This window comes from Caballeronia sordidicola (genome assembly GCF_002220365.1).
Classification (GTDB): Bacteria; Pseudomonadota; Gammaproteobacteria; order Burkholderiales; family Burkholderiaceae; genus Caballeronia; species Caballeronia sordidicola_C.
The window spans coordinates 1-13,981 of record NZ_MTHB01000052.1 but is presented as its reverse complement, the minus strand read 5'-3'; the positions used below and the strand labels follow the sequence as shown (position 1 = coordinate 13,981).

Annotated in this window: 14 protein-coding genes and 1 pseudogene; 5 read left to right on the top strand and 10 right to left on the bottom strand. The window is 60.8% G+C overall.

Going from position 1 to position 13,981, the window contains the following annotated elements:
* The 6 genes and pseudogenes from acs to BSU04_RS09650 all read right to left on the bottom strand — a co-directional run.
* Nucleotides 1-1,913: acetate--CoA ligase (acs, locus tag BSU04_RS09675; RefSeq protein WP_089160418.1), on the bottom strand; the 1,913-nt coding region annotated here is incomplete at its 3' end.
* 217 nt (nt 1,914-2,130) lie between these two features.
* A complete protein-coding gene (locus BSU04_RS09670) occupies nt 2,131-2,880 on the bottom strand; it encodes a YoaK family protein (protein ID WP_089160417.1) in 750 nt (249 codons plus the stop codon).
* A gap of 15 nt (nt 2,881-2,895) precedes the next feature.
* Entirely contained in the window at nt 2,896-3,708 is an 813-nt protein-coding gene (fnr, locus tag BSU04_RS09665) for a fumarate/nitrate reduction transcriptional regulator Fnr (RefSeq protein WP_089160416.1), read from the bottom strand.
* 89 nt (nt 3,709-3,797) lie between these two features.
* Nucleotides 3,798-4,196 carry a response regulator gene (locus BSU04_RS09660; protein ID WP_089160415.1) on the bottom strand — a complete coding sequence of 133 codons (399 nt, stop codon included), beginning with the start codon at nt 4,194-4,196 and terminating at the stop codon, nt 3,798-3,800.
* Nucleotides 4,197-4,363: 167 nt separating this feature from the next.
* Nucleotides 4,364-5,011 (bottom strand): response regulator, encoded by a 648-nt coding sequence (locus tag BSU04_RS09655; RefSeq protein ID WP_089160414.1) that lies wholly within the window; start codon nt 5,009-5,011, stop codon nt 4,364-4,366.
* Nucleotides 5,008-6,111, bottom strand: a pseudogene (locus tag BSU04_RS09650) (PAS domain S-box protein); the annotation flags it as partial. The gene BSU04_RS09655 and the pseudogene BSU04_RS09650, both read right to left, overlap by 4 nt.
* 359 nt (nt 6,112-6,470) lie before the next feature.
* On the opposite strand from BSU04_RS09650, the gene BSU04_RS09645 reads away from it, so the two are divergent.
* Complete coding sequence (locus tag BSU04_RS09645; RefSeq protein WP_089160412.1) at nt 6,471-6,935, top strand: universal stress protein; 465 nt, start codon at nt 6,471-6,473, stop codon at nt 6,933-6,935.
* Between the two features lie 85 nt (nt 6,936-7,020).
* On the opposite strand, the gene BSU04_RS09640 is transcribed toward BSU04_RS09645, so the two are convergent.
* Together BSU04_RS09640 and BSU04_RS09635 are read right to left on the bottom strand one after the other, a co-directional pair.
* A complete protein-coding gene (locus tag BSU04_RS09640) occupies nt 7,021-7,527 on the bottom strand; it encodes a universal stress protein (RefSeq protein WP_089160411.1) in 507 nt (168 codons plus the stop codon).
* 39 nt (nt 7,528-7,566) lie between these two features.
* Nucleotides 7,567-8,415, bottom strand: a complete 849-nt coding sequence (locus tag BSU04_RS09635; protein ID WP_089160410.1) for a universal stress protein — start codon at nt 8,413-8,415, stop codon at nt 7,567-7,569.
* Between the two features lie 354 nt (nt 8,416-8,769).
* Between BSU04_RS09635 and BSU04_RS09630 the strand changes: the two genes are divergently transcribed.
* Together BSU04_RS09630 and BSU04_RS09625 are read left to right on the top strand one after the other, a co-directional pair.
* Nucleotides 8,770-9,807, top strand: a complete 1,038-nt coding sequence (locus tag BSU04_RS09630; protein WP_089160409.1) for a zinc-dependent alcohol dehydrogenase family protein — start codon at nt 8,770-8,772, stop codon at nt 9,805-9,807.
* 106 nt (nt 9,808-9,913) lie between these two features.
* Nucleotides 9,914-10,150: a hypothetical protein gene (locus BSU04_RS09625; protein WP_089160408.1), complete on the top strand. Its 237-nt coding sequence runs from the start codon at nt 9,914-9,916 to the stop codon at nt 10,148-10,150.
* Nucleotides 10,151-10,169: 19 nt separating this feature from the next.
* On the opposite strand, the gene BSU04_RS09620 is transcribed toward BSU04_RS09625, so the two are convergent.
* Complete coding sequence (locus BSU04_RS09620; protein WP_256982372.1) at nt 10,170-11,312, bottom strand: PAS domain-containing sensor histidine kinase; 1,143 nt, start codon at nt 11,310-11,312, stop codon at nt 10,170-10,172.
* Between the two features lie 319 nt (nt 11,313-11,631).
* Between BSU04_RS09620 and BSU04_RS09615 the strand changes: the two genes are divergently transcribed.
* Together BSU04_RS09615 and BSU04_RS09610 are read left to right on the top strand one after the other, a co-directional pair.
* A complete protein-coding gene (locus BSU04_RS09615) occupies nt 11,632-12,246 on the top strand; it encodes an OmpW/AlkL family protein (RefSeq protein WP_373452814.1) in 615 nt (204 codons plus the stop codon).
* Between the two features lie 145 nt (nt 12,247-12,391).
* Complete coding sequence (locus BSU04_RS09610; RefSeq protein ID WP_089160406.1) at nt 12,392-13,084, top strand: CBS domain-containing protein; 693 nt, start codon at nt 12,392-12,394, stop codon at nt 13,082-13,084.
* A gap of 551 nt (nt 13,085-13,635) precedes the next feature.
* Here the strand turns inward: BSU04_RS09610 and BSU04_RS09605 are convergent.
* A partial coding sequence (locus BSU04_RS09605) for an IS66 family transposase (RefSeq protein ID WP_218827252.1) occupies nt 13,636-13,981 on the bottom strand: 346 nt, incomplete at its 5' end.

Here is a 13,981-nt window from a genome sequence, read left to right as displayed (position 1 = left end):
GAGATTGCCTCGCCCTTCGCGACCGAGCGCAGCATACGGCGCACGACCTTGCCGGAACGCGTCTTCGGCATCGCATCGCCGAAGCGGATTTCCTTTGGTTTTGCAATCGGACCGATCTCCTTGCCGACCCACGCTCGCAACTCGTCGGCTATGCGCTTTACGTCGGTACCGGTGGGCCGTGGGCCCTTCAGCACGACGAATGCAACGATCGCTTCGCCGAAGGTTTCATCGGGGCGGCCAACGACCGCCGCTTCAGCAACCAGCGGGCATGCTGCAAGGGCCGACTCGATTTCCATCGTGCCCATGCGATGACCCGATACATTGAGCACATCGTCAACGCGGCCGGTGATCGTGAAATAACCCGTGTCCGCGTCGCGAATCGCGCCATCTCCGGCGAGATACAGGGTGCCTCCCAGTTCATCAGGGTAGTAGCCTTTGCGAAAGCGCTCCGGGTTGCCCCAGACGGTGCGGATCATCGACGGCCAGGGCTTTCTGATGACCAGCACGCCGCCTTGCCCATTCGGGACCTCGTTGCCGGTTTCATCGACGATAGCGGCATCTATACCGGGCAACGGCAGCGTGCAGGAACCGGCAACGAGCGGGGTAACGCCCGGCAACGGCGTGATCATGTGACCGCCCGTTTCCGTCTGCCAGAACGTGTCGAGCACGGGACATCTGCCACCGCCAACATGCTCCGAGTACCAGTTCCAGGCGCTCGGGTTGATGGGTTCACCGACCGTGCCGAGGATGCGCAACGTGCTCAGGTCGTAACTCGCGGGATGCACCGCGCGATCCGCTTCAGCGCTCTTGATGAGAGACCGGATGGCAGTCGGCGCGGTGTAGAAAGTCGTCACCTTGTGGCGCTCGATCATGTCCCAGAAGCGGCCGGCGTTCGGGTACGTGGGCACACCTTCGAAAATGACCTGGGTCGCGCCAACGGCGGTCGGCCCGTAGCAGATGTACGTATGCCCCGTGATCCAGCCGATGTCGGCGGTACACCAGAAGACATCGTCAGGCTTGATGTCGAAGGTCCACTTCATGGTGACCGCAGCCCACAGCAGATAGCCTCCCGTACTGTGCTGCACACCCTTCGGCGCGCCGGTGGACCCTGACGTATACAACACGAACAGCGGATGCTCGGCGCTCACCCATTCGGGCTCGCAAGTGTCCGCCTGCGCGTGCTCCAGCTCATGCAACCATGCGTCGCGGCCGCCGATCCATGGAATCCGGCCACCCGTACGCCGATAGATGGCGACGGTCTTGACCGCATCGGTGCCGCCCATTGCAAGCGCCTCGTCCACAATGCTTTTCAGCGGTAGCGTCTTGCCGGCGCGAACCTGCTCGTCCGCGGTAATGATTGCTACCGCGCCAACATTCGTTATGCGTTCATGCAGCGACTTCGCGGAAAAGCCGCCGAACACGACGCAATGCGGTGCGCCGATGCGCGCGCACGCCTGCATCGCGACAACACCTTCGACTGACATCGGCAGATAGATGACCACGCGGTCGCCTTTCTTCACGCCGCGTGCCCGCAGTGCATTCGCGAGCCGGCATACCCGGTGATACAGCGCCTGATATGTGACGGTCGAGACTTGGCCGTCGTCGGACTCGAAGATGATCGCGGTCTTGTTCGCATTGCCGCTGGCCAGATTGCGGTCAAGGCAGTTGTACGACGCATTCAATTCGCCGTCTTCGAACCACTTGTAGAACGGCGCGTCCCGGTCGTTGAGAATCTGCGTGAACGGACGGCGCCAGCTCAGATGCTCGCGCGCAAGACGTGCCCAGAACGCTTCGTGATCCTGCGCGGCCTCAGCCACGAGCGCGCGGTAAGCGTCCATGCTTTCAATCGCGGTGCGGCCTGCCGGAGCAATGTCCTGGGCAGGGACGAGAGGGGTCGATTCGATGGTAGACATGGTCTCCTCGCTTGAATCATGGATCTTGAGATCGGCGAGCCAGCAGGGATCGTCGTTTGGGGAAGTTTTTTTGATAGAGGGCTCTTGATGGCCCGATGACGCAACAGGAAGTGCACCGGCTGCGCCTGGTCGAAAAAGCGCAGCGCTTATCCGACTATGGGATGTCTCGCGGATATCTCATTGATACAAGTCAAGCGGGCAGGTCAGTGCCGTGGTTTCACCTACGCTGTCCGACCAGATCGTCCATCAGCGGAACGACTGCCAGCACGACCAGCATGCCGGACAACGGCAGGGTCGATATGAAACCCACATACTTGAAACCCAGCGCACCGGCGAGGCCGCCGATGAAAAACATGCCGAGCAGCGACGCCAGGAGCCGGAGCCTCGATCGGTCCGCCCTGACAGCGGCAGCGCCGGGCCCGGACTCGGATACATTCCAATAGAAAAGCTTGCCGATCTCGATGCCGATATCCGTGACGATGCCGGTCATATGCGTGGTGCGGATCTCGGCTTTGGAGATCTTCGTAATGATCGCGTTCTGCAGGCCCATTACGTAGCACAACAACCCTACCGTCGCGGGCACGAACAGGAACCGGTTGTTTTCCAGATTCGAACCGAGCAGTCCAAAGCAGAGCAGCAGCACGGCTTCCAGCATCAACGGCAGCGCGTATTCGCTTTGTGCCCGCCGGCGCCGGCCCCAGTTGATCATGATCGCGGAGGTGGCAGCGCCGGTCGTGAATGCGGCGAGTGAACTCAGTCCTGCGATGACAAGGCCGAAGTCGCCTAAGGAGAGGTTATCGGCGAGTGCCGACACGATCCCCGACATATGCGAGGTGTACTGCCCGACGGCAAGAAAGCCGCCAGCGTTTGCTGCGCCCGCGATAAACGCAAGCCAGCGCCCAAGGCGCCGGTTGTTCTGGTCGGTGCGCTGCGGCCGCGCGAAACCTCGCAGGTACTCTATGGGCATGTCCGTTCGCTTCGATCAGACCCCGGCAAGCTTCTCGCTGTCGAGAATGTGAACCTGCTTGCCGTTTGTATCGATCACCCCTGCTTGCTGCAGCTTCGAGAACATCCGGCTGACGGTCTCGAGTTTCAGCCCGAGATAGCTGCCAATCTCTTCACGCGTCATCCGCAGATTAAATTCCGCGGAAGAGTAGCCCCGCGTTTTCATCCGCGACGACAAGTTGAGCAGGAACGCAGCAACGCGCTGCTGCGCGGTCATGGTGCCGAGCATCATCATGAGCCCGGATTCACGCACGATCTCGCCGCTCATCATGCGATGCAAATGCTGCTGCATGGCCTTCACGTCGTGGCAAAGGTCCTCGAGCAAGTCGAACGGGATGACACACACCTTGCTGTCCTCGAGTGCGATCGCATCGCAATTCTGTTCATCGGAGCACACGCCGTCGAGTCCGAGCGGTTCGCCCGCAATGTGAAACCCGGTGACCTGCTCGTGACCGTCGCGATGCGTGATGACCGTCTTGAAGCATCCGACCCGCACGGCGTAGATGCTTTTGAATTTATCGCCGGCGCGGTATAGCGTCTCGCCGCGTCGTACAAGCCGCGTGGAGCAGACAATGGCGTCGAGCCGCGCCAGCTCCGTCGCGCTCAAGTGAGCCGGCATGCAGATGGAGTGCAACGAACAGTCGGAGCAATTAGTGCCCGCGACGGCGCCCGACGGTGGCGGGCTCGTGGTGGCCGAACGCGCCAGATAAGCGAGGGGATTTGCTTTCGAAGAAACGGTGGGCGCGCAAGCGGACTTATAAGCGGACTCATAAGCGAGAACTGAGGTCATGCCTGTCTCCAGAAGAGTCGGAAGATCATTGAATGGATGAACTGCTGTGCTGTGCTGTGCGGATCGGGCGCGGATCGAGTGAGAGACGGTCATGCCGGCTCGCAGGGTGTCGGCGCGGGGCGGTGCTCATTGGCCAGTCGCACGATGGTGTCGCGGGCCAGTTCGTACTCGCCTGTCTTGTCGAAGAAATAGCGCGCGCCGGCGCGCTGGCACGCAGCACGAAACGCGGGTCCCGAATGATTGGTCAACACCATGGTCAGCAAAGGCGGCGTGGCCCGCGCCAATGATTCGACGATCTCCATGCCGTTGCCACCCGCCAGATGCGGGTCAACGATCACGAGATCGGTGTGGGTCATGCGGATGCACCCCAGCGCCGTGTCCGCTTCTTCCGACTCGCCCACGATCACCACCCCGGCCAGCGCGCCAATCAGGGCAGAGAGGCGGCGGCGCACAAGGCCCGAGTCATCGACGAGGAAGATCTTCAGCATGGCGCGCAACCGTTTGAGTTCATGCCTCGAAGTATGTTCGCGGCTATCTCAAAATAAAATCGGCGAGCGGCCAGACATGATGTAGGGGTTTGGGAAGGGCTGTAGGGGATGGACTACACGCTTGGCGCTTGCGCTTTGCGGGGGTATTCGGGTTTTCAGGCGATTTATCAGGCGTCGCAGTCGTCGTCGAAGAGCTTGTGGCGCATGGCATAGCGGACCAGCGCGGTGTCGTGCGGCATCTGCATCTTTTCGAGGATGCGCGTTTTGTACGTGCTGACTGTCTTGGCGCTCACCGACAGCGCCTGGGCGATCTGCGTGATCGTTTCACCCGCGGCGATCCGCCGGAATACTTCGAATTCGCGGTCGGAGAGCCGCCGGTGCGGCAGGTCGTCGGCCGGTTCGTTCAGGCTTTGTGCGAGCCGCTCGGCCATGGCGAGGCTCACGTACACGCCGCCTGCCGCGACTTTGCTCACCGCGGTGACCAGTTCTGCGCTCGCGCTTTCCTTGGTCAGATAACCCGATGCTCCCGCCTTGAACGCACGCACCGCGTATTGCTGTTCAGCATGCATTGTCAGGACCAGGATGCGCAGCGCCGGTTTCTCGTCCTTGATCAGCTTGAGCAGTTCGACGCCGTTCCTGCCGGGCATCGACAGGTCGAGGACCAGCACGTCCGCCGCAGTGGCGCGGATCATTGCCATGGTGGTCGCGCCGTCGCTGGCTTCACCAGCGACTTCCAGCCCGTTCGCGCTGAGCAGGATATGGCGTAGCCCGTCGCGCACGAGGGCGTGGTCATCGGCGATCAGTACTCGGGTCATTGCAGTGGTTCTTCCTCGATGTTTTCCGGATTGTCGGAGAAAGGCTCGTCCTGTTGCAAGGCCGCCAGCGGGAATGTCACGGTGACAGCGAACCCTTGTCCGATGCCAGACTCGATCAAGACCGACCCGTCCAGCCCGTGTGCGCGTTCGCGAATGCCGATAAGACCAAACGACTTGCGCCCGGCGTCGGCGCGCTCATGTGCGCCTATGCCATCGTCGGCAATGCGCAGGATGCAGCGATCACCTTCCAGATACAACGCCAGATCGACATGGGTGGCTTGCGCGTGGCGTGCCACGTTGGTCAGCGCTTCCTGCACGATCCGGAATATGGCGGTTGCGCCGTCGCGGCTGAAGATGGTGTGCCTCGCGTCGATCCGCCGCTCGACGTCAATGCCGTAGCGATTCGTAAAGTCGATCGCCAGCCAGTCGATGGCCGGGACCAGGCCCAGGTCATCGAGCATCACGGGGCGCAAGTCGGCGGCGATCCGGCGCATGGAAGCAACGGTTGCATCGATCAGACGCTGCATGCCGCGCAATTGCGCGCGCGCGTCGGCACCGGTTCCGGCGCTGAGTTCGAGCGAGGATATGTCCATTTTCAACGCGGTCAATTGTTGGCCCAGGTCGTCATGCAACTCCCTTGCAATACGGGACTTTTCTTCCTCGCGGATATTCAGCAAATTCGCGGAGAGCTCACGCAGCTCCTCGTGCGAGCGCTGCAGCGAGCGTTCAGCGTCGACTTGCGCGCTGATGTCGCGCAGCATCACCGTGTAGAGCTTGCCGTTTTCATCGCCGAATTGAGAAATCGATGCTTCGAACGGGAACTCGCCGCCAGTCGCGCGCAGGCCGTACAGTATGCGCCGCCCGCCCATTTGGCGGTCGGACACGCCGGTAACGCCGAACTGGCGCACATGCGCTTCGTGGCCGGCGCGAAAGCGCTCGGGAACGAAGCGGGAGAGGGAGGTGCCGAGCGCGTCGGCCGCCGGGCAGCCGAACAGACGTTCCGCCATCGGATTGAACATGACGATACGCTGGTTTTCGTCGATGGTAATGATCGCTTCCATCGACGACCGGATGATGCCGCGCAGTCGCGCTTCGTCAAGCCGTGCCGAAGCCTGTGTCGAAGCCGGTGCCGACGCCTTCGCGGCCTCTGTGCCCTTGCGTCTGAGCGCCATGAAGGCGGTGCTCGCGGTGAGCAGGAGGGCGCCGGCCATGCCAACCATGCTGGTCAAGCGGGCCGGTCGACCGACGCCGCGCTGCGATGCCGTGTTACGCCGTGGCGCGGACATGATGTCTCCGGGAAAAGGGGAAATGCGTGCCGCTGAGGGTGGGCGGATCATACCGCGCCGCTCTGGACGTGATGTGCACGGCGTACGCCCGGCCGCGTGAATTGATGTGGATCAAGTGACCGGCAGGCCTGCGCGCGGACACTGAAGCATGAAGGACAACCGGAGAGCGGATCATGTACAAACGAATTCTGGTAGCGCTCGACGGCAGCCTCAGCGCGAGCCTCGCGCTTGAAGAAGCGCTCAAGCTGGCGCAGGCCGTCGATGCGATGTTGATGGTGGCGTGCGTTGTCTCGCACGACCTTTGCCGCCAAGTGCCGGGGATGATCGGAGAAGCGGGGAGCCGTCCCGGCGCGCAAGGGCAACTCGATCACGCACGCGACTTGTGCGCGGGTGGCGGGGTGCGCTGCATTACTCAGATCATCGATGCACACGGCGCAAGTATCCCGGGCGCCCTCATGCAGGCCGCCCAGGCATTCGAAGCGGATCTCATCGTGATGGGGGCGCATGGGCCGCGTGGCGTGCGCCGGCATTTGATCGGCAGCGTCGCGGAAACGGTTTTGCGTTCGAGTCATGTTCCGGTCCTCACCGTTCGTGACGATCAGTGCGACGATCAACACGACGCGGCACTCGCGCTTTAGCGCATTCCCTCACGGTAGCGCATTCCCTCAAGGCCCGGCCGGCGGCGCTCAGGCGTCGGGACCGATCGGGGCGGTCCCGACGTTTTTATATGGGCGCGTCGGCAATGTCGGGTGCGCTCACTTTGCATGGGTCCTTTTTTTCCGCGTAATGCAGCGGCACCAGCAGCACGGGCCGTGTCGAAATCCGCAAGAAGCGCTCGGCTATGCTGCCCAGCACGAGCCTCCTCCAGCCGCGTCGCCCGTGCGTGCCCATGACCACGAGATCTGCGCTGAAATCGTTCGCGGCGGCTGTGATCCGTTGGGCGATATCGTCACCCAAAGGCTCGACTTCAACGACAAGCGTCGAGCCTTTGACTCCCGCGCGCAGCATCTTGGCGGCAGCGTCGGCCAGCACTAGCGCACCCTCTTTGACAAAGGCTTCGCGTACGAGCGACGGATCGCAGGCCGGCCCTGAATACATCAATTGCGGCACGTCCACCACATAAAGTGGCTTGAGTTCCGCATTGTGTTCGTGAGCGAGTTCCAGGGCGGCGTCGAGGGCGTGCGCTGAGGTTTCGCTGCCGTCGATAGGAACGAGAATGCGGGTATACATGAAGAATCTCCTTGGTTCCAACGCAACATCAAAACAACATCAATGCGACATCAATACGGGTATGGGCATGGACTCCAGCATGGTGCGCGTCGCACCGCCCATCACGAGTTCCTGCCAGCGCGAGTGGCCATACGCGCCCATGACGACGAGGTCGGCGCCCAGGTCGGACGCGCGCGAAATCAGCATGTCGCCCATGGGTACGTCGTTGACACCGTCGAGTGCCGCCACTTCAGCCTTGACGTCGTGCCGCGCCAGCAAGAGCGCGATGTCGGCACCTGGAATGCGGTTGGCGCGGTTGCCACTGGGCTCGCCTTTCGACTCGTTGAGTCTGATGACGGTGACCCTGTCGGCGCGCTGCAGCAGTGGCATCGCGTCGTGGACAGCGCGGGCTGACTCGCGGCTGCCGTTCCACGCAACCATGATGTTCGCGCCAAGTGTCGGAAACACGCCGGTGTAGGGGATGAACAGCACAGGGCGGCCCGCGGTCATGACGAGCGTTTCGGGGAAATGATCGGCAATAAACGATTCCGGGTCGTCTGGATCGTCCTGCCCCGCCACGACCAGATCCGCGTAACGGGCGTAGCGAGGAATCGCTTCGCCCGCGGAATCAGGGTAATCGACCCATTGTCCCCTCACACCCGCGCGCAGCAATTCCGCGTGAAAGATCCGTTCGAGCGCGCCGTGGCGTTCCTGACGGGTTTTACGGTGCTCTTCGTAGTAGTCCGCCGCTCCAGCCATGACATAGAAAGAACGCGGATCGGGAGTGAACGCCGAGAACACGCCGGTCAGGTGCGCGTCGAATTGCCTGGCGAGACGCAAAGCGTATTCGAGGCGTGGATGGGCGCGCGCGCTCATGTCGAGTTGAATGACGATGCTTTTGTAGCTCATCGCAGATGCTCCGTTAGTGGGTCGTTGGCGTCAGGGACGCAGTGAGCGGGTGGAATTGCTCCGGAATCGGCCCTGGAGTTGGCCCAGATCCCGGAGGCTTACAAAACGGACGCTTACAAAACGGACGCTTACAAAAAGTCTATGAGTTCGCGTTTTTTTTCCGTTGATGCAGATCAAGGAGCCGCGTCCCGGCGCGTCTTGAACGGCATGCGGCCGCTGTCGTGGTCACGGCGAAACTTCCGCATCGGTGTTCTTGTCGGTTGATACAGGTCAACCGCGCCCGCGTCGGCCAAGCCTAAAGTTTTGTCGTGGAAGCCCCGTTTCCAGGTATGTGCAGACAAAAGGAGATTGACGATGAAGGCGCTCGTGTATCACGGACCCGGCAGTAAATCCCTCGACGACCGACCAATGCCGAAGCTCCTGTCGGCGACGGATGCAATCGTCAAGGTCACGCGCACGACCATTTGCGGGACGGACCTGCATATCCTGAAGGGTGACGTGCCAACCTGTGAACCGGGCCGCATCCTGGGGCATGAAGGCGTTGGGGTAATCGAGCAGGTAGGCGCCGCGGTTTCGACGTTCAAACCCGGTGATCATGTGCTTATTTCCTGCATCACATCGTGTGGGAAATGTGACTATTGCCGCCGCGGCATGTACTCCCATTGCACGACAGGTGGCTGGATTCTCGGCAACAAGATCGACGGCACGCAAGCCGAATATGTGCGTATCCCGCATGCGGAAACGAGCTTGTATCCGATTCCCGCTGGTGCCGATGAAGACGCGCTGGTCATGCTCTCGGACATCCTTCCGACCGGTTTCGAGTGCGGCGTGCTGAACGGAAAAGTGCAGCCGGGCAGTACCGTTGCCATTGTCGGCTCCGGTCCCATCGGCCTCGCCGCGTTGCTCACGGCGCAGTTCTATGCACCGGCGCAGATCATCATGATCGACCGCGATGCGAACCGGCTGGAAGTGGCGCGAACCTTCGGCGCGACCGCGTGCGTCAACAATGCAAGTGGCGACACGGTGGCTGAAATCATGAAGCTGACCGGTGGCATTGGCGTGGACTGCGCGATCGAGGCGGTGGGTGTGCCGGCCAGCTTCGAGCTATGCGAATCGATCATTGCACCTGGTGGCACCATCGCGAATGTGGGCGTACACGGCGTGAAGGTTGATCTGCACATGGAGGCCCTGTGGGACCGCAACATCACGATTACCACGCGACTGGTCGATACCGTGAGCACGCCCATGCTGCTCAAGACCGTCCGTTCCGGGCGTCTGGAAGCGGGAAAGCTCATCACTCACCACTTTGCGCTGAACGACGTTTTGAAAGCGTATGAGACCTTTTCACAGGCCGCCGATACGCATGCGCTCAAGGTGATTATCGAAGCGTAATGAAGCTGAAGGCGTTCTGCCGATGCAGGCTTGGATGCGGCGCTGTTGATGTGTGGCCGCAGTAAAACGGAGCGGCCGTCAGGTCGTCGAGCAAGGGAGACATGACATGGCACTGACGGGTCAAGTGACAGGGGACGGCTGGAGCGTTTCCACCAATAGCATCCCGGCCGGCAACGGCTTTTGCTGTGAAGTGCACGTGGCCCATGGCGGCGCGGCGGGTGAATTCAAGCATCAGTTCCGGCACTCGAAAATCTTTGCCCGCGAGTGGGAGACGGTACTCGACGGTCTGCGCGAAGGGGTGGTGTGGATCGGCCTGAAACGCGCCGAAACGATTCATCTGTAGGGCGGCGCGCAATGGCGTGCTAGCACGCCTGGTTCGCCTTGACAGTGTCGATGGGCAAACGGATGTCGATTCGAAATCCGTCGCTTGGTGCGCTGTCGAATGTTATCTGTCCGTGTAATTGACGGACCCGCTCCTGCATGCCGAGTAGTCCGAAGCTATCCTTGCCCCGATTGCGATCGAGCGTTGTCCCTTTGCCGTTATCCTCTATGTGCAGCCGGAATTCATCTTGCACAGTGCGGATCTGAACGCACACGCTGGTAGCTTCAGCGTGACGCGTGACATTGGTCAGTGCTTCCTGCACCATGCGAAAAATGGCGGTTGCAGCCGTCGGCGATAACGCCAGTTGATCCACCGCGTTCTGCACGGTGACGGCAAGCCCGTAGCGATTGCGAAATTCCGCCGCAAGCCATTCGAGTGCCGCCCCCAGGCCCAGGTCATCGAGCATGGGCGGACGCAGACCGCCCGCAATGCGCCGGGCGGAGGCGATGATCGAATCAATTTGCACTTGCAACGCGACCGTCTGCGCAATGGTGTGGCGCGCGGTTTTGCCGTCTTCCGTCGCGGCCTGATCCAGCAAGGCGACATCCATCTTGAGTGCGACCAGTTGCTGACCCAGGTCGTCGTGAAGCTCGCGTGCGATCCGGGTTCTTTCTTCCTCGCGTGCGCTCTGCACGTGCGAGGACAACGCGCTCGCATGCTGTAGCTCGACCAGCCGCAGGCGATCCGTCATGTCCCGCGTCACTTTGGCAAAGCCACGAAGCGCACCGTCGGGCGCGCGGATCGCGGTGATGGTCACGTTTGCCCAAAAGCGCGAACCGTCTCGGCGCACACGCCAGCCTTCATCTTCAATGCGGCCTTGCGATGCGGCAAGCGTCAGTTCCGTGCGCGGCTTGCCGCTCGCAACATCCTCGGGCGTATAGAAAACCGAAAAGTGCTGCCCGATGATTTCCCGGGCCGCGTAGCCCTTGATGCTTTGCGCCCCCTGGTTCCAGCTCGCGACATGCCCCTGCGGATCAAGCATGAAGATGGCGTAGTCCTGTACTGCGTCGACAAGCAGCCTGAAGTGGATATCGCTTGGGACATGAGGAAATGCGTTGCTGGCGAGCTCGTCGCTCGATGGCGTGCCGCTGTGCAGAGGTGGGGAGTGTCGGTCGCTTGGCACGTGGTTCTCCGGCTCGAATTGCTCGTGTCGCTCGGGTCGTTCGTATTCTCCGGGCTGCCGCGCGCGAAGCGTGGGGCAGCCCGGAGAGCGTGTTTGCCTGGGATCGATTGTATACGGTGGGGAAGTGCCAATTTGACAGCACGAAATGGGCCCGGCTTAGGGGTATTGAAGCGGACGGTGCAGTTCACGCGGAAAGCGCAATACGCCGCACCCTCGTTATGCCGGTTCGCTGATTCACATCATGGCGCAGCGTCGGCTGCATTCGGAAAATACCAATACGGCAAAACGCATTCGCGACCGGAAAAACAGGGGAAAATCCGTGGGAAAGCATTCACTATTTGCAGCGGCGCTGTTGAGCGCGGCTTTATCGGCGGTATGCCTGCCGGCACGGGCCGATCAGGGCGACATTCTTGCGCGCGTCAGGGCAATCAGCATCCAGCCCAGTGTCTCCGCGGGCGGCACGCTGGGAAGCATCGGGACGGGCGTCAACAACACCATCGTTCCCGAGCTCGATTTTGTTTATATGGTGCGCCAGAGTATTGGCGTCGAGTTGATTCTTGCCACGTCGCGCCATCAGGTAACGTCGAACACCGGGGCGCTTGGCGGCGTGAACGTCCTGCCGCCCACGCTCTTGCTTCAGTACTATTTCAACGCGGCCGGCAAGATTCGCCCCTACGTTGGCGCGGGCGTGAACTACACGCTGTTCTATAACAACGGGCTGCACGCCGGAGATACGCCCGTATCGATCAAGAACTCAAGCTTCGGCCCCGCGCTGCAAGCAGGGGTCGACGTGCAGGTCGCCCGCAATCTGTTCGTCAACTTCGACATCAAGAAGATCTGGATGCGCACCAGCGCATCGGCCGACGGTGCGTCGCTTGGGTCGCTCAAGATCGACCCCCTGGTAGTCGGTATCGGCGTAGGCATGCGTTTCTGATCGTGGCGCGGTTGATCTGAGTCAAGTCCGCCGCGCGATCCTTCACTAGCATTCTTACTGGTGGCGAGTCCTGCTTAGGTAAGTCCTGAAAAGGGAGGTTTGACACTTGTTCAGGCGCTCGCCCGATCACATTGAGGAGACGAATATGCGAGCAGTCGATGTCATGACCAGAAAGGTCATTACCGTGGGACCGGGCACGACTGTGCGAGAGGCCGCATGCCTGTTTGCTGACAATCACATCAGCGGTGCGCCGGTAGTGGACGATGAGGGCCGCTTGCTTGGCATGCTCACCGAAGGTGACCTCATCCATAGAGCCGAGATCGGCACACAAGCCCGGCGACGTTCATGGTGGCTTGAATTTTTTGCGTCGACGCAAAATCTTGCCGCAACGTATATCAAGGAGAACGCGCGCCTGGTCAAGGACGTCATGACGCCCAAGGTGATTACCGTCAAAGAGACCACGCCGGTTAGCGAAATAGCCGATCTTCTCGAGCGGCACCGGATCAAGCGCGTTCCTGTGTTGTACGACGGAGAGCTTCTCGGAATTGTTAGCCGGGCGAATCTGGTGAAGGCGTTGGCAAGCGTTCCCAAGGAAGCCGGCGTGACCACCCCGAACCCCGACCAGACCTTGCGCGACTCCGTGATCCGGGAACTTGGCGGTCACCGTTGGGCTGTGGCTGCAGAGAACGTCATTGTGAATGACGGCACGGTTCATCTATGGGGTGTTGTCACCTCGCTCGAGCAAGCGCGCGCCATGTGCATTGCCGCTGAAAAGGTGCCAGGCGTCAAGGGCGTGGAAGACCATACCGATGCGCCCATGCTGATTCCTGCGATGTAATCGCCTGCTCACTCTGGCGTCGCTACCCACACTCAGGCGGTGCCAGAGCGAATATCCCTCAGACATAAGAGCATTCGAAAGGCGCGCACATATCAAAGCCGGTTTCAGGGATTAAAGGCCTGCACGTAGTGTGAATGACACAGGTCAACAATTATTAGAGTCAGCGGCATATAACAGTATCAGGGCATGCGAAGCGGCTATTAGCTGAACCGCTACCTGACCCCTGGCCGGTTGTATGAGCAGCCCTAAGCACTCGTTCAGGCACACATTCTTTACGTGGTTGCAATCAACCGCATGGCTTCGCGACGAAGCCACTTGGCATTAAGCACCGCCCGCCTGGCAGCTCCACTCAATCTTCTCATCGGAATGGTCAATGACATTTCTTAAGCCCGCGCTAAGCAGCGCCGAAGCAAATAATGACGAGTATTCGACCACTATCTCCGGCGCGTCATTGCCGAAATATCGCATTCCGAAAATGCCCTCGGAGCCACATGCGGTGTTTGACCTGGTTGTAACTTCTCAATAACCCGGGGCGAGCGCCAGCATGCTGTTCAAGCAGAGAGGGCGATGCGTTGTTCGAGGAGATGAGGCAGGAGGGGAATTTGATCGCTGCAAGAAATGCGGTCTGTCAGATACTCCCAGAACGAAATGTTCAGCTTGCGGCACGTCGCCTTTAGACTCGAGAACGTATCGCGGCATTGTCGGCCGAGCTCGCTGCGCGTGCCGCCACTGATCTTTCGTTTTTTGACCTGATCGCGAATGTCGCGCTCACTGCCATTGGTATGCAGCGGGACCTCAGGACGCTCCAACACCAGCAGCAACTCGGACTTGTTCATGTGAATCCGTCTGAGCAAACGATCGAGCGTCGCATAGAGGGTCTTTTGGATGAAGACCGTG